Below are 21,849 nucleotides of genomic sequence, written 5' to 3'. Positions count from 1 at the left end.
AGGCTTTGTTGATGCAGTCTTTTTCTTTTGTTACTGGCACACAAGCTGGCTCAAAGCTCTCGCTTTGCCACACAGTCTTAGCTCAAGGCTTGCTCAAAAACTCTCGTTTTTGCCGTCATTTGGAAAAGTAAAAGAAAAGTAAGGGCGGCCTAAATAAAAAATGCTATAAAATCCCAATGAATTCGCCGTTAAAATACTTTGTTATCCTGGACCTCACGTTAAAATAACTTTCTTGGTTTTTATCAACCTGTTCACTAAGTCATCAAGCCCTCTATTGTAAATATTCAATTCATTATCTGTTTTATCCAACAAAATACAACTACCATTCTATTTGGTTAGCTACTCAATCAAATTAACCAAACACTCAATGAAGATAGACTGGAACGCGACATTGAGGTAGTTTAAAGTAAGAAAGGTGAAATGCATGTATTTGATAAATCGTGCTTTCAATTGCTTAAATTATAAGCTGAATACGATAGCATTCAACCGTTGAAAGCTTTGAAGGTATGGCATCAGCTTGTAATGTAAGTGCTTGTAACATTCCCGGTTTTACCTTTCTATTCCTGATCAGACATTTATAGATACATTCTGGAAATAGCCTTAAAACAAAAGTTTGTAAGGCTATTCTCTCCTTAATAAAAGACATATCCTCTTTTGACTGAATCATTTCAAACCATTCATAAACTATTAACCTTACTTCTATGCGAGAATACCATACCCATGTTCGTTACGTTCCCATAGTTCTTTTTAAGGTGGGAATGTTGATGTTAATTACTTTCCTGCCTTCGGCTGGGATAGCTCAACTCAGCAATCTTTCCATGGCAAACAGTCAAGAGATAAGTAAACATACAGGTCTTCCAGGCCAGGTACATCTACCTGCCACTGATAAAACTTCTATTACCCCGGTAGAAATAGCGGTGAGCGGAAAGGTGACAGATTCGCAAAGCGGAGAAGGATTACCGGGCGTAAATGTGCTCGTAAAAGGAACAAATACAGGTTCTGTTACGAATGCAGAGGGGGAATATAGTATTACAGCGCCAGATGCCAATGGTACACTGGTCTTTTCCTACATAGGTTATGCCAGCCAGGAGGTGGCTATTAACAACCGGACAACTGTGAATATAGCCATGGCTGCCGATATTAAGTCGCTGAACGAAGTAGTAGTAACGGCTCTGGGAATTAAGCGGGAAGCAAAAAAATTAGGTTATGCCATTGCTACTGTAAATGCAGATCAGATCAATGTAAACCGCACCCCCAATGTAATGAGCTCCCTGCAAGGGAAAATGGCTGGTGTGAATATTTCTACTATGGCTACTGGCCCGGCAGGTAGTAGTAAAATCCGTATCCGGGGACAGTCATCTTTTAGCGGGCAGAATAATCCACTCATTGTAATAAATGGCGTGCCGGTAGATAATTCTAATTATGCCTTAGGCGGAAACTTCGGAAACCGGGCTGCTAACAGTTCCGATGGGGGAGATGGTCTTTCCAGCATTAATCCAGATGATATAGAGTCCATGACAGTGCTGAAGGGAGCTACCGCAGCGGCATTATATGGCTCAAGAGCGAAAGATGGCGTAGTGATGATCACTACCAAAAACAAAGGTTCTGGCAAAGGACTGGGTTTAGAGTATAATGCCAATTATACGACAGAAACACCCTTAGATTTTACAGATTTTCAATACGAGTACGGCCAGGGGGAAGGAGGGGTACGGCCAACCGCTCCGAATCCTACTTCAGGTGTATGGAGTTTCGGAGAAAAATTTGAGCCAGGTATGACACAAATCCTGTTCGATGGAGAAGAATGGCCTTATGAGCCAGTGCGGAACCGGGTACGGAAATTCTATAACGTTGGTACCAATTTTACCAATACGGTTACGGTGTCGAATGGCGGTGACAGTGGCGGGTTTAGTCTTTCGTTTGCTAATACAGATAATAAAAGCATTGTACCCAATTCAAATTTCAACAGAAAAACGATCAACTTAGGTTTTACCCAGACGATAGCTGGCAAACTAACCGCCATGGGTAATATCAATTATTCCAATGAAAAAAACCGCAATCCTGCTCAGCTCAACACCCAGGACTTTGCTACGCCAACTGTAGTATATACCCTGGCTAATTCTATGCCTTTTGAGGCGCTGGAACAAAACCAGACCTTGCCTAATGGCGACGAATTTGTATTCTCCAGATTTCTGGTACGGAACAATCCCTATTACTCTGTAAACAATCATTTTGAAAATATCAAACGGGACAGGCTTTTCGGAAATATTGCCTTGAAATACCAGTTTGCCAAATGGTTGTATTTGCAGGGCCGGATTGCCCAGGATTATTATGCCCGGAACCAGGATTATAATATACCCAATGGTTATGCGCCTATTGCCAGAGCTCCCCTGGGTTTTGTAAATGGTTCCTATACCCAGGATGTACGGCAGTTCAGGGAGATCAATAATGATTTTATCTTAGGCATTAACCAGAGTTTCGGTGATTTTGGCCTGGATGTAACGCTGGGAGGCAATCAGCGCTATGTACGCATGGAATACAATAGTGTAACGGTGCAGGATTTTGTTCAGCCCAGGTTATATACCGTCATGAATGGACGGGTAAAAAATCCGTTCTACAGCTTATCTGAAAGAAAAGTAAATTCCTTATATGGCGCCGCCGAAATCTCATTCAGGGAATACCTGTATTTAAATGTAACTGCCCGTAACGACTGGTTTTCTACCCTGGCTCCAGCTAACCGGAGTATACTCTATCCATCTGTTACCGGAAGCTTTGTGTTTTCACAGGCATTTGCAAACCTGCCTAACTGGCTTTCGTTTGGAAAAATAAGAGCCGCTTATGCACAGGTAGGCGACGACAATGTAGATCCCTATTCAAACACGTTATATTACAGTGTCAACAATAACCTTTTCCCAACACCCCAGGGTCAGCCTGTTTCGGTGGGTGGGATCAATGCCAGTTCTATTCCGAACAAAAACCTGCGACCCTTACGCGTATCAGAAGCAGAGGTAGGTATTGAAGCCAAGTTTTTTAACGATGCCATTGGCGTAGATTTAACCTATTACCGGAAAATAACAGAAGATCAGATTTTGGCTGCCCAGGTTTCAGATGCATCTTCATTTACCAGCCGTTTAATTAATGTAGGACGCAGTATGAATAAGGGAATTGAATTACTGTTAACCGCTACGCCGGTTCGTACAAATGCCTTCAGATGGGATGTTAGTTTTAATGCTTCGTATAATACCTCAAAAGTTCTGCAATTGGGACTAACGCCCGGCGATACCATGATTACGGTAGGCGGTTCAGGAGGAAGTACTTTACGGCAGGTAGTGGGCAAACCCATTGGGCAGCTATTTGTTTTTGGTTACTTACGGGATGAACAAGGCCGTCAGGTATTTGATAAAAACAGCGGCCGGCCTTTGCGGAATCCTACCCCTATTAATGTAGGAAGCGCCTTGCCCAGGTATTTTGGCGGTATTTCCAATACATTCACTTTTAAAGGAATCATTTTATCTACCTTAATTGACTTCAAGCTGGGCCATAAGATGATTGCCGGTTCTAATATGAATTATTTACGCCACGGTTTACATAAACGGACGCTGGTAGGACGGGCAGAAGGATATGTAATTGGTGAGGGTGTAAATCCGGATGGGGAAGTAAATACCACCAGATCACCGGTTCAGCCTTTCTATGAAACGCCTAATGTGCTGGGTATCTACGAAGATTTTGTGTTCAATGCCGGTTTCTGGAAGTTGCGTCAGATTACCTTAGGATACGACTTTACTAGGCTGCTTCCTCAAAACTTTTTTGTAAAAGGAATACGCTTAAGTGCAGTAGCCAACAATGTTGCGGTGTTAAAGAAGTGGACGGAAAATATGGACCCTGAGCAGGTAAACAGTGCTTCTGATAATGCCACCGGACTGGATTTCTGGCCAAGCCTTCCACCCACCAGAAGTATCGGATTTAACCTGAATGTGAAGTTTTAAGCCGCCCAAATTCTACCTACAAACTTTCAAGAACCTCACTGTTATGAAATCATTTAAAATATATATACTAAGTCTGCTTGCCATTACTGGTTTGCATTCTGGCTGTGATAAGGGATTCGACGAGCTCAATATTAATAAAGTTGATCCGACCACACTGGCTCCTTCCTTTCAGTTGAACAAAGCGATTACCGATGCTACCTATCTGGATGGCTTTGGCACCTTGCAGCATCTCACCTATGAATTTGGCATTGTACAACAAATCATCACGCCCTATGGAAGTTCTTTAGCCGGCGCAAATTATAACCAGAACAATGTGTCCAATACACCGAATGTCTGGCAAAACTACTACCGGAACGTGCTCAAACAAGTAGGAGATGTGGTGGAAAGGACCAGTGAAGATGCAGACCGTTCTAATCTATATCATAGTGCCAGAATCTGGAAAGCGTATGCATTTATGATTTTAACGGATACCTATGGGGATATACCTTATTTTGAAGGAGGAAAAGGCTATCTGGAAGATATCATTCAACCTAAATACGATTCACAGGAAACTATTTACAAAGATATCTTAAAGGAACTGGATGAAGCCTCAGCCGCTTTGGATGCAACTAAACCTACAGAACCAACCGAAATTTTATATGGCGGTGATATTGCCAAGTGGAAACGCTTTGGCTATTCTCTCATGCTCAGAGCTGCGATGCGCCTAAGCAAAGTGGAACCCAGCACGGCTCAATCGTATGTGGCCAAAGCAGTGGCAGGCGGCTTAATGCAGTCAAATGCGGATAATGCGACGATGCGGCATACGGCGCTCTATAATAATTACATTGCCCAGCATCTGGCAGCCCGCGAAAAAACAAACTTCTACCTGGCTGCCCCTTTTGTCAATTATTTAAAAGAGAATAACGACCCTCGTCTGGCGGTTATTGCCATCCGGTATGTTGGGGCAAAAGGTGGTCCTGAGCAGGTGAATGCAAGAGCGTCTACCGATCCAGCTGTGCAGGTTGGAATGCCCATGGGCTTTGATAATATTACGATCAACAATGTATTGCAGCAAAATAGCGTTGCAAGTCTCTGGGATTTTTCGCAGGTAAATTTAAACACTGTACTCAAAATAGATGCTCCTGAGTTTTTTGTAACACATGCACAAACACAGTTACTACTGGCAGAAGCCGTCTTCCGGGGTTGGGCTACCGGTGATGCAGCCGCATTATTTTCAACTGGAATAAGGGCACACCTGGAGCAAATGACTTTGTATGATCCCAAAGCGGCCATCAGTGAACCTGCCATTCAAACCTATATTCAGGCTCATCCTTTAGAAGCTGGCAAAGAATTAGAACTGATCAATACACAATACTGGGTAGCTTCTTTTTTGAGCGGCCCTGAATTATTTGCAAATTTCCGCAGAAGCGGCTATCCAACTTTAACAAAAAATCCCTATCCTGCATCTGAAATTGCCGGGGATTTTATCCGGCGTATGCCTTACCCGGATAGCGAAACAATCGTGAACCAGGCAAATGTGAATGAAGCCATTAGCAGGCAGGGTCCTAATAATTTAGATACCAGAGTCTGGTGGGATAAATAATTACTTATTTATAAACTACTGGCTATTACCTGTGACTTTTACTTGATTACAGGTAATCAGCCTGTTTTAACTATAAATTTAAAGAATGCCTCGGTTTTTAATAAACAATGCCTATATTTTTGTCCATTTACATTTCAGTTAATTAATTTTTATGAAGAAAAAAGAACCATCAATGGAAAATAGCCGCCGGGATGCCATGAAAACCCTGGGCCTAGGAGCCGCAACAGGCCTATTGGGAATGTTTGGAGGAACTTCTCCTGCAGAAGCCCGTGCCAGCAAAGTACAGCCCTCCTATGCCAAAGGCTTGCCTCCCTTAAAAATTACAAGTGTAAAAGCAATTGCCACCGCACCGGCAGGTTCTAACTTAATTGTAGTAAAAGTAGAAACCTCTGAGCCAGGACTCTATGGGTTAGGTTGTGCCACCTTTACACAACGTGCTTTTGCCGTAGTAACAGCCATCGATAAATACCTGAGTGAATTTTGTGTAGGCCGGGATGTGGATAATATAGAAGACATGTGGCATTCGGCCTATGTGAGTTCGTACTGGAGGAATGGTCCGGTGTTGAATAATGCATTGAGTGGCCTGGATCAGGCACTGTGGGATATAAAAGGAAAACGGGCGAATATGCCGGTTTATCAGTTATTGGGGGGTAAATGCCGTTTCGGGGTAGATACTTATGCCCATGCAAATGGAAACACTCCCGAAGAACTGGCAGATAATGTGCAGAAATTTATGGCAGAAGGTTTCCGGCATGTACGGATTCAGCAAGGAGGCTATGGGGCGGCACACCTGGCACAAAAACCGGATTTTAAAGAAGCGAAATTTGCCAGTGAATCCGATGTATTTATGGACCAGAAAACCTATCTGAAATCAGTGCCTAAAATGTTCGAAGTGGTACGCAAACGGTGTGGGGAAGACGTAGAACTATTGCATGATATTCATGAACGGGTAGAACCGATGGATGCCATTAATATGATTAAGAAACTGGAAGAATATAGCCCCTTCTTTATTGAAGATCCTTTCTCTCCGGAAAATATGAAATGGTTTAAGACGCTTCGCCAGACCACTTCTGTACCCATTGCCATGGGAGAGTTGTTCAATAATATCAATGAGTTTAAAGAGCCGATGGCGGAGCAATTATTCGACTATATCCGCATACACGTTTCCCAGATCGGAGGCATTACCCCGGCTATGAAAGTAGCCAGGCTAGGAGAGTGGTTTAATGTAAAAACAGCCTGGCACGGACCAGGAGATGTTTCGCCGGTTGGGCATTCGGCTCATACGCATATGGACTTTGCTACCTGGAATTTTGGTATTCAGGAGGCTGGCAGATTTAACGAAAAGCTGCAGGAAGTATTCCCTGGTTGCCCGACTGTAAAAAATGGGTATATGTTTGTGAATGAGGTACCGGGAATTGGCGTAGATATAAACGAAAAGGCAGCTGCTAAGTATCCGATCAGTACAAAATCTAACTGGCAGGTGCGCAAGCGGGATGGTACTAGTATCCGGCCTTAATTTTCTTATGGCTTCCAGTTGAAATTATACATAAACTCATAAACTATGTAATTTTCAGAGTGGCTTATTTGCGTATGCTGGTTGTGTATAGACAGTTGGCAAAAGCAAATAAGCCACCTTGTATAAAATGCAAAACGTATAATTATAAGCAGCCAGTTAAGTTCATCTATGAGAAGAGTTCTAATTATGAGTTGTTTGCTTATCGGTCTGGTAAGTGCCATCTCCATTCAGGCAGATTTTCCGCAGGCCCATATTACCAATGGCGTAATACAAGCTACATTGTATTTGCCCGATGCAAAGAATGGCTATTACCAGGGAACCAGATTCGACTGGTCAGGAGTGATTGGTAGCCTTACCTACAAAGAACATAATTACTTTGGACCCTGGTTTGAAAAACATGACCCTAAGATTCATGATGCCATTACTGGCCCGGTGGAAGCATTTGTACCCATAGGATATGAGCAAGCAAAGCCCGGAGATGATTTTGTAATTATTGGGGTGGGAGCATTACGGAAAGGAGATGCACCTAAATACCATTTTGCTAATCCTTATGAAATCACCAATCCTGGCAAATGGTCAGTAAGCAAAAAGAAAGACCAGGTTCAGTTTGTACATGAGCTAAAAGAGGCCACAGGCTATTCCTACAGATATCAGAAAAATGTACGTCTTGTGAAAGGAAAGCCGCAACTCATTCTGGAGCACCGCTTGAAAAATACGGGCAGCCGGAGTATAGAAACCAAAACCTACAACCATAATTTCTTTGTCATTGATAAAGAGCCTACCGGACCAGGAATCCTTACCACTTTTCCTTTTGAAGTAGAAGCGAAAGGAGGTTTAGGCAAAGAAGGGCTTGCTGAAGTACAAAGCAAGCAAATTGTGTATTTGCGGCAGTTACAGAAAGGCGAAAATGCGTTTAATAACAATGTACAGGGCTTTGGCACCACTGCAAAAGACTATGATTTTAGAATTGAAAACCAGAAATCAGGGGCAGGTGTAAGAATAACCGGCGATCAACCCCTATCAAAAATTGTATTCTGGTCGTGTTATACTACCTCTTGCCCCGAACCTTATATTGATATACAGGCTAAGCCTGGGGAAGAAATTACCTGGAACATCACTTATGAATTTTATACCCTGCCCAACTCTTCTAAATAAGCTATACCTCACAATATATTTCTGACGAGTGAATAATACTTCCAATCAATGGCAGGCACAGTGAGATAGTTATTCTACGTTTTTATTGATTCTTTATTTTTATGAAGAGGTCTTTTTACCTATTTGTAATGGTTTGGGTAGGGCTTATTAACTGCACTTCCCAAAATCAGCAAAAAACTACTCAGGATTGGCCAGTTTATGGTGGCAATAACGCCGGTAACCGGTATTCTACCCTCAACCAGATTACTCTCCAGAATGTATCTCAACTCCAGGTTGCCTGGACCTATAAGGCAGCTGAAGATTCTACAGAAAATAAAACCGGAAGAGCGATGGAGATTCAATGCCAGCCCATTGTGGTACAGGGTGTATTGTATGGAACTTCGCCTATGCTAAAATTATTTGCCTTGGATGCGGCTACCGGAAAACAGCTCTGGAGATTTGATCCCTTTAAAAATAAAGGACCCAGGTATCATTCTAACAGAGGAGTAATGTACTGGGAAGATGGAAATGATAAACGCATTCTTTACACAGCCGGTCCTACACTGTATGCCATCCATGCGCTGACGGGCGAACCTATTACCAGTTTTGGTACAAACGGTGAAGTGGATTTACATGAAGGCCTGGGGGAAAATGTAGCATTTGAAGTAAAAAATCTATCGGTAACTGCTACTTCTCCTGGCGTGATTTATAAAGATGTTCTTGTTCTGGGTTCGTCTGTATCGGAATTTGGCGATGCAGCGCCAGGCCATGTTCGGGGATTTGATGTCCGGACCGGAAAATTGCGGTGGATTTTTCATACCATCCCCCAGCCTGGCGAAGTGGGTTACGAAACCTGGCCACCGGAGGCGTATAAAAACATAGGCGGTGCAAATGCATGGAGTGGTATGGTGCTAGACGAAAAGCGGGGGATTGTGTATATGGGAACGGGCTCTGCTTCTTTTGATTTTTATGGCGGCAACCGGAAAGGACAAAATCTGTTTGCTAATTGTATTCTTGCCCTTAATGCCGAAACTGGTAAACGGGTATGGCATTTCCAGACCGTGCATCATGATCTATGGGACCGTGATTTGCCTTGTCCGCCCAACCTGGTAACGGTCACTCATAATGGACGAAAAATAGATGCTGTGGCGCAAGCTACCAAAGATGGCCTGATCTTCCTGCTTGACCGGGATACAGGAAAACCGCTTTTTCCGGTAGAAGAACGGCCGGTCTCAACGGCTGATGCCTTGCCAGGGGAACATCCCTGGCCTACCCAACCTTTTCCTTTAAAGCCTGCTCCTTTTTCCAGGCAAGTATTTACAGAAGCAGATATAACGGATATATCGCCTGAAGCAAATGCTTTTGTAAAAGAGCGGTTCAGGCAAACCCGTTCCGGCAATAAGTATATGCCACCCAGTATGGAAGGTACCTTGATTTATGGCATGGGCGGAGGTGCCGAGTGGGGAGGCAACGCTGCAGATCCGGAGGGAATCTTGTATCAGAATTCGAATGAAGCGGTTTGGGATCTACGCATGGTGGATATTGCCACCAGAAACAAAGAGATCACTTCCATGGGAAAAACCCTTTACCAGACAAATTGTGTATCCTGCCATGGGGTAGACCGGAAAGGAAGTGGACAAGGCTATCCCAGTCTGGTGAATATTGGAAACCGGCTTTCAAAGGAAGAAATTCAAACCACCATCAAAACCGGCAAAGGCCGTATGCCTGCTTTTGCCCATCTGTCTGGCAGAGACCGCAATGCAATTGTAAGTTACTTGCTTAACATAGAAAATAAGTCAAATTCTTCCCCTGAACATGGGCAAGCACCTGAAGTATCTGCAGAAAAGAAAGCCAAATTTCCCTATGAACCGCCTTTTGTTAACAATGGCTGGGTAAAATTCTTTGATCCCAATGGATATCCGGCAGTAAAACCACCCTGGGGAACCCTGAATGCGATTGACCTGAATACCGGCGAATATCTATGGAAAGTGCCTCTGGGTGAATTTCCGGAATTAGCCAAAAAAAGTATTCTGCAAACAGGAACCGAAAATTATGGCGGCCCGGTAGCAACCGCAGGCGGATTGCTATTTATTGGAGGAACAAAAGATGAAAAATTCCGTGCCTTTGATAAAAAAACCGGAAAAGTAGTCTGGGAATACCAGCTTCCGGCCGGAGGTTTTGCAACACCCATTACGTATCAGGCAGCAGGTAAACAATATGTGGTAATTGCTGCTGGCGGAGTCAAAAATGGCCACAAACCTGGTGGCTTATACATGGCATTTGCCTTGCCGTCCGGTAAATAAACATATTCAATTTAACATTCCAGCCAGAGGCTAATATATCCGTTAAAATGGGTACTGTACCAATAGTAAATTTTTCAATTTGGATAAAATAAATATTTATCTATATTTATTTTATAGTATAATAGCATTCCTTTACATGGAAATCAGAACTCAATAGCTCCAATGGCTGCACATACACTAAAGGATATACATTCCCTACATGTTACGATTAGTCAGCTGTTGCAGCAGGCAGGATGGAAAACGGATGATCCCTCTCAGGTATCGCTTACACTCCCTTTAGTTACCTATATTCAATCTTCAGAGTCCGGTTTATATGATTATTGCCTCTACCGGGAGAATGGACAAGTATTAGCTATTATCGAAGTTCAGTTTACCTGCAAGGACTTAGAGATTGGAGAATACAAAGCAGTAGAGTATATCAATCAGCTTGAAAAAAAACAGCCTTTCCGTCCATTTGCCTATCAGAGCAATGGGCAGGAAATCTTTATTTGGAATGATGCTAAAAGGTGTATGCAACGGGTGGATGTATTTTTTTGCCGCCAGCTTCTGGAAGACATGCTCCAAACCTCTATGGCTGAAAACAAGTACTTACTGAATAGTAAAATAACAGAAGGGATAACTGAAGATAGGAAAATATGGGAGGATTTTAAAAAAGGAGATTATACAGCCTTTACCAGTATTTATAAAAAACATATTCAGCCCCTATATAATTTTGGCAGCAAAATCACGTCCGATCGGGCACTTGTAGAAGATTGTATACATGATTTATTTGTAGAACTCTGGAAAAGCCGGCAAAATCTGTGTGAAGTGAATTCTATCAAGTATTATCTTTTTAAATCCTTGAAACGGAAGCTCATCCGTTCGTTAGGAAAAAAATCTGCACAACACTATCTTGTTGAAGACTATAATTTTGAGTTTGTTTTTTCCCACGAATTTGCCCTTATCACCAGTCAGATTACCCAGGAGCAAGAAAAAAACCTGGCAGCCGCCTTACGTACCCTTTCAGATAGGCAACGGGAAGCCATCTTTTTACGGTTTTATGAAGGTTTTTCCTACGAAGAAATTGCTTCGGTGATGTCCATTACAGTGAAAACTGCCTATAATTTTGTGTACATGGCGCTGTCTGAACTTCGTAAAAATCTTGTGCATCTGATTCCCGTTTTGTTGATGCTCCATCATTTTAGTACTTCTATTTCCTCTTTTCTCCCTCTCTTGTTCTGATTCAAAACAGGTAATATAATCAGCTAAAGCTGATAAAGAATGTAATCTGTGTACCGCTCGCATATAAGTTTTATATGCTGTGTGTTATTTCTTTCTAAGATTTAAAAAAAACAAAAAATATTTATAAAAAGCATGGGAAAAGCAGAGGGTCTGTGTCTCTTGGTATAAAGAGGCCGGCAATAAAGGCCGGTAAACTGAAAATTTACCCTCATGGCTAAAGATTACTCAGAGTATTCAGTAGAAGATTTTGCTGCTGATCGTTTTTTTGAACAATGGGTAAACCATCCCAATGCAGCTACCAATCAATTCTGGGAAACATGGCTGGCACAACATCCCCAAAAAAAACCTATTGTAGAAGAAGCCAGAGAACTGGTATTGCTGATGGGATTCAAGACTACGGTTTTAGAGGAACACCGGGTAGAAGATATTTTTAAACGGATTACTCATACCATTCAGGAAGAACCCTTTATCAAGCCTGAAAAAGTTAATTCTCACAGAAGCTTCATTCATAATCGCTTGGTCAAGATGGCCGCTGTATGGATTGGGATAATCATGATTGCAGGTTTTTTACTCTATACTTTTAAGTTTAACGCTACCATTATCTATACTACTGGCTATAGAGAAACCAAGACGATAACCTTGCCAGATCAGTCGGTAGTCACACTAAATGCAAACTCCAGGCTTGAATTAGCTGATAAATGGACTGATACACAAAACAGGGAAGTTCGCCTGGAAGGGGAGGCCTTTTTCTCGGTGGTACATACAGCCAATCACCAGAAGTTTATTGTCATTACCTCAGAGGATGCCAGTATAGAAGTACTCGGCACTACATTCAATGTAAATAACCGCCGGGGTAATACCAGAGTAGTGTTGAGTTCGGGCAAAGTTAAACTCAACCTGGAAAGCAATAACCAGGTCAAGAATGTGATTATGCAACCAGGGCAGCTGGTAGAAATTTCTGACAAAGAAGAAATCATTACCAACCGGATTGTACAGCCAGAAGCCTATACCGCCTGGCAAAATAATATCCTCACTTTTGATGATACGCCCCTCTGGCAAATTGCACAAACGCTGGAAGATAATTACGGCCTTAAGGTAGACATACAGGATTCAACCTTGCTGAACAGACGATATACAGGTTCTACGCCTGCTGATAAAGTAGACATTCTTTTATCTAAACTCTCCAAAATTTTTGATGCCAGGGTGACCAGAAATGAGAATAGCGTAATGCTGAAAAGCAATGAAAAATAATGCATTCTTTTAACCGAAACAAACTTGAAATCTAACCAAATTTTATATTCTATGAGCACACATTTAACACCTGCAAGGTACTCCTTGTCTAAAAAAATCCTGTTAATGTGGCTGATCGCTATCAGCAGCATCCCTTTACAATCCATGGCTCAGGAACTAGCTTCTTACAGAGCAATGCCCGAAAGAAAGCCGGGCAAACAACAGCTACAGGATAACAAGTCACTCATTACAGTCCTGTCTGAATTGTCTACCCACTATAAAGTCAAATTCGATTACGAAAAGCAGATTCTGGAAGGAAAAGCGGTACAAAAGCAGCCATTTACCGGCAATAATCTGGACAAAACACTTACAGAAATATTGCAGCCGCTGGAGCTTACTTTTGAAAAATTCAGCGAAAATAATTACTTGATTTATTCAAAAAAGCAGAGGAAAGAAATTAAAAGAATTGAGAAAGAACCTTTTTCCTCATCAAGAAACCTGTTCCAGTTTGAGGCATTAGAAAACCTGGCAAGTGTCCAATTAATGAGTAACCATGCAGCCGTGTTAGGCATAAGCGGAAAAGTTACGGACGACCAGGGACAGAATTTACCTGGTGTAAACGTAGTAATTAAAGGAACCAGCCAGGGTACAACTACCGATGTAGATGGCAAATATTCACTGAATGCGCCGGATGGAAATGGCACCCTGGTTTTCTCTTATATTGGCTTTACTACCGAAGAAGTGCCGATCAATAACCGGGCAACCATTGATGTGTCGCTCATGCCTGATATTCAATCGTTGAGCGAAGTGGTAGTGGTAGGTTATGGTACACAGCGGAAAACAGATGTAACTGGTTCTCTAGCTTCTATATCTGTAAAGGAATTTGAAGCCCAGCCTGTTACCCGTGTAGACCAGATTTTGCAGGGCAGGGCTACCGGCGTACAAGTAACCAATGCCAGTGGGGCTCCGGGAGGTGGCGTAAGAATCAGGGTAAGAGGAGCTAATTCCATTTTCGGAGACAACAACCCCTTATATGTAGTAGACGGCTATGTAGGCGCTGATTTTACTACGATCAATCCCAATGATATCGAATCTATTCAGGTGTTAAAAGATGCTTCATCTACGGCTATTTATGGAAGCCGGGGAGCCAATGGTGTCGTCATTATAACTACCAAACGAGGCGCAAAAGGTGGCATTAAGGTAAACTATAACAGACAGGTATCTACCTCAAACGTAATTGGCTTGTACAATACCTTAAGTGCCGGAGATTTTGCACAGGTAGTTAACGAACGTGCCGCAGCAACTGGTACTTCACAGGTTTTTACACAAAATCAGGTAGATGAATTCAGAAGAACTGGCGGCACCGACTGGCAAGACGAAATATTCAGGACAGCGCTTGGGCAAGAACACCAATTAGGTGTTTCGGGTGGAAATGAAAAAACAACGTTTCTTATCTCTGGCAACTATCTTAATCAGGAAGGGATCATTCAAAATACAGATTACCAGCGGTATTCCATCCGGTCGAACATCGCTTCCCAGGTATCCGAAAAATTTTCGTTGCGGCTGAATGTAACAGGCTCCCGATTGATCAATCATAATACTGGCATCCTGACAGGTACAAGTAATCCAGTGGTGCAGGCATTGGCCTGGTCTCCGACTACGCCAGTGAAGGATGCAACCGGAGGATATACCATGAATGACCCGTTGGGTTCAGTAGGCACAAACCCCGTAGCACTTATCAATGACAGGCAAATTGATCAGGAACGTTCGCTTGGAAATATAGTAGGAGGGGCCAGGTATGAGTTTATTAAAGGACTAGCTTTAGATGTGCAGCTGGCTGTCAATTATTTAAATCAACAGGATAAAACATTTAATGGCAACTTTGTATCCAGAAATAACCCAAGTGCCTACCGGGCATCTACCGAACAGATCACCCTGCAAAGCACCAATGCCCTAAGCTACAAACGTACCTTTAATGAAGTGCATACCATTGATGCGGTAGGCGTATTTGAAACACAGCAGTTTACCAGCAATTCTTTCAATGCGACAGGGAATACCTTAAAAGATGCCTCCCTCGGCTATTATAATATTGGGTTAGCTGGTTCGTATGCCATAGGTTCAGGATATTCCAAATGGACATTGTTATCTTATTTAGGCCGGGTAAATTATTCATTCAAGGATAAATACTTAATTTCTGGTACGTTACGGAGAGATGGGTCTTCCAAATTTCAGAAAAGCAATAGATACAGCGTATTCCCATCTATTGCCGTAGGCTGGAGAGTATCCGAAGAGCCATTTTTAAAGAACCTGAATGTATTCAATAATTTCAAAATCAGAGGCAGCTGGGGTTTAACCGGAAGCCAGGCGATCAACTCGTATGCAACCCAATCCACCTATAACACAAGTCCATTGGTTGCCTTTAACAATACAGGTGCTTCCAGTGGAATTATGCTGGGAAATCCTGGAAATCCTAAATTAAAGTGGGAAACCACCGAGCAATTCAATATTGGCGCAGAAATGGAATTCCTGAAGGGAAGAATCACCCTGGAAGGAGATTATTTTGTTAAAAATACCACTGACCTATTATTGAATCAGCCCTTACCCGGTTATGTAGGCGGAGGGAATATTGCCCAGAATCTGGGTGAAATTCAGAATAAAGGATGGGAGTTTTCTTTAGGAGCTACCGTGCTTGAAGTAGGAGATTTTAACTGGACAAGTGCCTTTAATATTTCCAATGTAAAAAATACCGTAGTGAGCATAGGAGGTATTGCAGATAAGCTCTTTACCAATACAAATGTAGGCGCTGGCATGTCTACCCAATCTGAATATGTGTATGCACCAGGACAAGCGCTGGGTGCGTATTGGGGCCTGAAATATCTGGGTACCTGGAAGCCCGGCCAGGCAGATGAAGCCTCCAGATACGGGGAGAAAACAGGTGATTCCAGATACCAGGATTTGAATGATGACGGAGCCATTAATACCCAGGATTTCCAGATCATAGGCAGTGGCATACCCAGAACTTCCGCAGGTTGGAACAATACGTTCACCTATAAAGGACTTACGCTCAATATATTTTTCCAGGGCATTTTTGGCGTGGATAAACTCAATTATACCAGAGCAGCGGCGATTGCAGGCTCTGCGGATGCCCGTCAGCCCATTCTGGAAGATATCAAAAACCGCTACATTCCAGGCGTAAATGAAACATCAGATATTCCTGCTTTCAGCATCACAAACAGGGTATATACCCAGTCTACCAGGTTTATGGAAAAAGGGGATTTTGTCCGATTAAAGAACATCAGCTTATCCTACAATCTGCCATCTTCATGGATTCGGAATGTAGGCACCATCCGGGTATTTGTAAGTGGCACCAATTTAATTACCATCACCAAATACAAAGGAATTGATCCTGAATCCAGCTCTGTAAATGGGTCTGATACGGCATTAGGTATCGATTATGGAGCTTATCCCAACTCAAAGATTTATACAGCAGGTCTCAATCTTACTTTTTAATCCTATCTACTTATAAGAAAATGAAAAATCTAAAAATATTATTTATATCCGTTTTATTAGCAGGCGCTGGTTGTAATGATTTCCTGGAAGAGGACCTGCAAGGACAATTAGTGGGCACAGCCGCTTTATCTTCTGTACAAGGATTAGATGCTGCATTAACCGGGGCGTACAAAGGCTTAACACAAACCTGGGGTACTGGCTTTCTGCACCCAACCGCCATAGGCGCTACGATGGGTGGCGACGATGTTACTACCCATCCTGCCAGTAACAAGCAAGAATTCAGGGAGTTTGATCAGTTCGCGGTTTCTGCCGGTAATAGCCGGACAGGTAACCTATATAATGGCTGTTATAAAACCATTCAGGGCGCAAACAATATTTTAGCTAACTATCAAAATACGACCGGCGACCAGGCGCAAATACAACAAATTGTAGGCGAAGCTTATTTTCTGCGTGCCTTATCCTATTACTGGCTGGTGAGATTATATAAAGATATTCCGTTGGTTACAAAAGCTGAGTTTACCATGGATATGCTCACCATTAGCAAAACTGGTCCCGATAAAGTGTATGAGTTAATAGTGAGTGATTTATTGCAGGCAGAAGAACTCATTCAAAACACCAAAAGAGATGCAGGCAGGCCAAATAAAGGTTCTGTAAAAGCACTGTTAGCGGATGTATACCTGACCATGGCAGGATGGCCCTTAAAAGATGCTTCCAAATATGCGCTGGCTGCGGCAAAAGCAAAAGAAGTAATAGACAATAAAGCAAGCTACGGATTTGACCTGGTGCCTACCTTTGCCGCCTTATTTGACAATGACCCCACCGTGGCAACTTTGCCAGAACATGTGTTTCAATTATCAGCCTTTAAAGGTGTAGGCCAGGCTACCAATGCTACTTACGGCTTCCCAGCTATGCCAGGAGAAGAATCTGGTTGGGATGATTATTTTGCAGAAGTTAATTTCTTTAATAATTTTCCTGCCGGACCCAGAAAAAATGCTACGTTCCGCACCCAGTTTAAGCTTTCTGATGGAACCATGGTTCCCTGGGAACAAAGCCAGACAAAACATCCGTATTATGGAAAGTTCTGGATAAAAGGCGATGTAAAAGACTGGGCTTCTTCTCTTCCTTTTGTGATGATGCGGTATGCCCATGTATTAACCATTTATGCAGAAGCAAAAGCCCGTTCCGGAGGTCCGAATCAGCAAGCGTATGATGCATTAAATGCTGTTCGCCAGAGAGCTGGTTTAGAACCCTTGAGTGGTTTATCCGCAGAAGATTTTGCCATGGCAGTAATTAATGAACGTTCCTGGGAGTTTGCCGCAGAAAGAACACGCTGGTTTGATTTGGTACGCCTGGAAATGGTAGAAACTGCCAATGCCAGCAAACATGCCTGGGACCTGAATCCGATTGGATCCATTACAAAAGAAGACTATATATTTCCGCTGCCCATTACCGAAGTCTCCGCTAATCCTAATTTGCAATAAAAATGGATTATCTAAACTATGGGCAAGTAGGGCAATTAGGATATTATTTTGAGTTCAGCAACGATGAAACGCTAACCTAATATCAAAGTCTGGTTCAGTCGATGTTTCAGGGATTTGGTCCTTCTCAACAAGAGACCTCACCTGCCTCAGTTATTGTAGAAATGATCTACCAGGCAGCCAATGATAACAGCGACAAGTTTCGTTACCCTGCCGGAAAATATGCACAACTGCTGCTCACCAAAAGGAAAGCCGAAGAGGATGACATATTCATAAAAGACTTCACAAAACAATTCGTCATACAGTCAGTAGGTAATGCTATAAATCGCTAACAATCAATACACATTTCAACAAACCACCATTCACTCATTATTTAAACAAATGAATATATGTTAATAAGATTTCAAGCCTGTACAGTCATTATCATAAGGCAATTAAAGGGTTGATTCAAGTGAGCTTGCCAGAAAAATACGCTATACTTAACACTCAGCCTTACCTGCTGCTATGTTACAAATAGCTGTATTTCTTTTATCAAGCTCACCTGAGTATGGAGAAACCTGAATCTTTGCTCTTGTTTTACCGCAACAGTTAAAAAAAAACTATCAAGGGCATGAATTAATGAATGAACCATTCAGACTATTTGATTTTGAAGACTGCTTAACGGAGACGCAGGTACAAAAAAGACGCAGGGATTTTTTTAAAATTGCCCCCATGAGAGGAAATTATCTGTATCACTATGCAGAGAAAACCATGGAAGTTTCCGGATCAACGCTGATTTTTTCAGCCCGGATGTACCTTACAAGTTCGAGGTGTTGAGTGAAAAGGCCGACGGCTATTTCTGTATTTACCGGGAACCCTTCTTCACCGAACGATATAAGGGAAATATCCGTGACCTGCCTATGTTTAGCTGGGGCGGAAAACCGAGTTATGTTTTAACCAGGGTACAGGAAAAAGCAGTTAGCCAGATCTTCAAAAAATGAAATTGGAAGTGGGCTCTGAATATGCATTTAAATTTGACCTTATCCGCAATTATGTGGCCGAGCTGGTACATTATGCCCTGAAACTGAAACCCTCTGAACCCTTGCTTAAAATATGGATGCCAATGCCCGGAATGCCTCGGTATTTAAAGAGCTTCTGAAAAGGCAGTTTCCTATTGACACAAAAAATAAAGATTTCAAGCTGCGTTCTCCAAATGATTATGCCAGGCAACAGTCGGTGCATGTGAACCATTTAAACTGTGCCTTGAAACTGACCACAGGAAAAACCACTACTACGCACATTGCAGAGCGCTTAGCCAACGAGGCCAAAATGCTTCTCAGGCATAGCAACTGGAATCTTTCTGAGATCAGTTATGTGCTGGGTTTTGAAGATGCGGTCAATTTCAACCACTTCTTTAAAAAGCATACCAGCTGAAGCCCTTCTTCCTTCAGAAATTAAAGTATACAGCCCCTTTCATTATTAGCATATTCAGTGGTTTTTGTTTTGATGTACGCCTCGTATCAAAGTGTATTCTTTATTTAAAAATAAGCTGGGCAAACTCAAACAGATCATGCCTCCAGACCGGCCAGGTATGACCACCGGCATATTCGCTGTACTGGTATTTAATGCCCAGTTCATCAAACTTCTTCATCATTACCCGGCAGTTCTCATGGGCAATATCTTCTTTACCTCCCATCGAAATCCATAAATGTTTCAAGTTGGTATTAATATTAGAGGCATTTTCTTTCATAAAAGCATACTGCGGGTCAGAAAGTGTAGGATTATTGGCAAACCAGCCCGAACTGAATACCCCAAGCGATGAAAACAGTTCCATGTTTTTAATGCCAGCATACAAGGTCTGCAATCCGCCCATGGATAAACCTGCCAGAGCCCTGCTTTTTGCATCAGCCGCTACCCGGTAGTTACTCTCCACAAAAGGTATAACTGCCCCTTTCAATTCATTTTCAAAAGCCCGTAATACATTTTCGTTAAATCCTGCCGGTCCACCCATTCCACCCATTCCACCCATATTTCCATCGAGCATCACTATGAGCATGGGTCTGGCTTTTTTATCTGCAATCAGGTTATCAAGGATTAAGTCTGTCTTACCCTGTGTAGCCCACCCGCGTTCATCTTCGCCACCACCGTGTAATAGATAGAGTACCGGGTACTTCTCAGCCCTATTGGCATCATATCCCGGAGGGGTATAGATATTAAACCGTCGCCATGAATTAGTAACGGTAGAATAGTAGCGTTTCGTCCGGATGTCGCCGTGGGGTACGTTTTTAAGGGCATAATAGCCTCCTTCAGCATAGGGAATTTCAATGCCGCTGGCCATGCGTCCCATGCCGTAAAAAGTTTCACTGGCCGGATCAACTACGGCTACACCATCAATCAATAAGGAATAATAATGAAAACCCCGGCTGATAGAATCAGTGGTGACAGTCCAGAAGCCGCTGGTATCTTTCACCATATCGTATTTTTTGCCCAGATCGATCTGTACTTTCTGGGCATCAACGGCTTTTACACGAAACACTACGCGGTTGTCGGGCAGAATCTGCGGGTATTTTGCTGAACGTACATTTGTAGAAGCAGGAGAACCCAGGAGGGTATATCTGGAAAAAGAGGAAACATCTACGGGCTTAAACAAAAACTGGGAAAACATATACAAACCATTTTTCCATACTTTAAAATCATGTACACCTGGCTCTATATAGTAAATATGGGGTACCTTATTTTCAAACAGGTAATCGTGCGTGCGTTTACTGACGGAAATCAGGTTATCATTATCGCCACAGGAGATAAAGAGTAGTTTCAGCTGCTTTTTAGCTTCTTCCGGATTTGGCAGTAGTTCCTCTGGTTGTTTGGTGTTGGGGGCTGACGAAAAACCAGCTACCCAGGCAAACTTGCTGAGGTTGCCTAAACCGAAATTTAGGGATTGTCCACCACCCATTGAAAGACCAGCAATGGCTCTGTGCTCCCGGTCTGTTAATACCCGGTAGTTCTTTTCAATATAGGGAATCAGGTCATTAAGCAGGTCTTTCTCAAAGGTCGCGAAAGCTTCCACCTTTTCTTTATCAAACACATTTCCCACCGCCCGGTCGTCTTTCATAGCCCGGCCATTGGGCATCACCACAATCATAGGTTCCAGCTTTTTCTCCGCATACAGATTATCCAGAATCACCTGTGGGTTAGCTCCCCTGAGCCATTCTTTTTCATCGCCGCCAATGCCATGCAGCAGGTAAAAAACGGGGTATTTCTTTTTCTTCTGATAACCCGGCGGCGTATAAATCAACGCTTTTCTGGTTGTACCCACCGTTTTTGATTCATATTGAATCGTATCAATTTTGCCTGTGGGAATACCGGAACGTACCTGATCAAAACCCTTAGGCATTTCTTTGTCGCTGGGTTGTGAAAACGTAAGGTGGCTGCTTGCTAGCACTGCCATCAGCAGTAGGAGTATTTTCTTCATAGTATTATATTGTGTGACTGGTGCGGCTTACTTGCCTGGAATGATTACTCAATGCGATTAGGTTACCTGAAGGTAGCCGGATTGTAAGGCCGTTTCAGACATCGCTTTCAATTTTGTTTACAAATGAGGTTATAACCATATGAAAAATCAGGATACTTAGCAAAACTAATTTTGTGCATAACTGCTTTTCTCCTCCTGGGCCGGAGAGGCCCCGCTTATGCATCCACCACTCTATATAACCCGCTCGCTCATGGGCAATGCTGACCCAAAGATTGTATAAGGTGGCTCCTGCATAAGCTGTTATCGGAAAATGCGAATTTCGGTTTTTATTTAAGAATTATTAAGAAAAGAACAGAAGAACATCGAACAAGGAGCTTCGAAACGTGAGTTCGGCGAAGCCAATTTCGAGGTACCTCCTTTTACATTCAAGATTCCTTGTTC

The 21,849-nt window shown here is 42.7% G+C and carries 13 protein-coding genes; 12 read left to right on the top strand and 1 reads right to left on the bottom strand.

All coding sequences use genetic code 11. The annotated features are described in order from the left end of the window. Positions 1-701: 701 nt before the first annotated feature. From GXP67_RS36130 to GXP67_RS37650, 12 genes are all read left to right on the top strand, one after another. Complete coding sequence (locus tag GXP67_RS36130; RefSeq protein ID WP_232064815.1) at positions 702-3,983, top strand: SusC/RagA family TonB-linked outer membrane protein; 3,282 nt, start codon at positions 702-704, stop codon at positions 3,981-3,983. Positions 3,984-4,026: 43 nt separating this feature from the next. Further along, entirely contained in the window at positions 4,027-5,565 is a 1,539-nt protein-coding gene (locus GXP67_RS36125) for a SusD/RagB family nutrient-binding outer membrane lipoprotein (RefSeq protein ID WP_162447632.1), read from the top strand. A gap of 151 nt (positions 5,566-5,716) precedes the next feature. Then, entirely contained in the window at positions 5,717-7,081 is a 1,365-nt protein-coding gene (locus tag GXP67_RS36120; RefSeq protein WP_232064812.1) for an enolase C-terminal domain-like protein, read from the top strand. Between the two features lie 168 nt (positions 7,082-7,249). Continuing rightward, entirely contained in the window at positions 7,250-8,236 is a 987-nt protein-coding gene (locus GXP67_RS36115; RefSeq protein ID WP_162447631.1) for a hypothetical protein, read from the top strand. Positions 8,237-8,337: 101 nt separating this feature from the next. Continuing rightward, on the top strand, positions 8,338-10,518 hold the full coding sequence (locus tag GXP67_RS36110) for a BamB-related PQQ repeat family beta-propellar protein (RefSeq protein WP_162447630.1): 2,181 nt from the start codon (positions 8,338-8,340) through the stop codon (positions 10,516-10,518). A 162-nt stretch (positions 10,519-10,680) separates the two neighbouring features. Further along, entirely contained in the window at positions 10,681-11,739 is a 1,059-nt protein-coding gene (locus GXP67_RS36105; protein ID WP_162447629.1) for an RNA polymerase sigma factor, read from the top strand. 210 nt (positions 11,740-11,949) lie between these two features. Continuing rightward, positions 11,950-12,990, top strand: coding sequence for a FecR family protein (locus tag GXP67_RS36100; protein ID WP_162447628.1), 1,041 nt, complete (start codon positions 11,950-11,952; stop codon positions 12,988-12,990). A gap of 51 nt (positions 12,991-13,041) precedes the next feature. Beyond that, entirely contained in the window at positions 13,042-16,479 is a 3,438-nt protein-coding gene (locus GXP67_RS36095) for a SusC/RagA family TonB-linked outer membrane protein (protein WP_232064811.1), read from the top strand. A 20-nt stretch (positions 16,480-16,499) separates the two neighbouring features. After that, positions 16,500-17,960: a RagB/SusD family nutrient uptake outer membrane protein gene (locus GXP67_RS36090; RefSeq protein ID WP_162447627.1), complete on the top strand. Its 1,461-nt coding sequence runs from the start codon at positions 16,500-16,502 to the stop codon at positions 17,958-17,960. A 101-nt stretch (positions 17,961-18,061) separates the two neighbouring features. After that, on the top strand, positions 18,062-18,289 hold the full coding sequence (locus tag GXP67_RS36085; protein WP_162447626.1) for a hypothetical protein: 228 nt from the start codon (positions 18,062-18,064) through the stop codon (positions 18,287-18,289). Between the two features lie 477 nt (positions 18,290-18,766). Then, on the top strand, positions 18,767-18,937 hold the full coding sequence (locus GXP67_RS37655; RefSeq protein ID WP_232064810.1) for a hypothetical protein: 171 nt from the start codon (positions 18,767-18,769) through the stop codon (positions 18,935-18,937). Between the two features lie 112 nt (positions 18,938-19,049). Further along, positions 19,050-19,370: a helix-turn-helix domain-containing protein gene (locus GXP67_RS37650; protein WP_232064809.1), complete on the top strand. Its 321-nt coding sequence runs from the start codon at positions 19,050-19,052 to the stop codon at positions 19,368-19,370. A gap of 100 nt (positions 19,371-19,470) precedes the next feature. Here the strand turns inward: GXP67_RS37650 and GXP67_RS36075 are convergent, their stop codons facing one another. After that, positions 19,471-21,408: an alpha/beta hydrolase-fold protein gene (locus GXP67_RS36075; RefSeq protein ID WP_162447625.1), complete on the bottom strand. Its 1,938-nt coding sequence runs from the start codon at positions 21,406-21,408 to the stop codon at positions 19,471-19,473. Positions 21,409-21,849: the final 441 nt, after the last annotated feature.

The sequence above is a fragment of the Rhodocytophaga rosea genome (genome assembly GCF_010119975.1).
GTDB classification, from domain to species: Bacteria; Bacteroidota; Bacteroidia; order Cytophagales; family 172606-1; genus Rhodocytophaga; species Rhodocytophaga rosea.
Note: the sequence above shows the minus strand (reverse complement) of the source record. Positions and strands in the feature narration are given on the sequence as shown.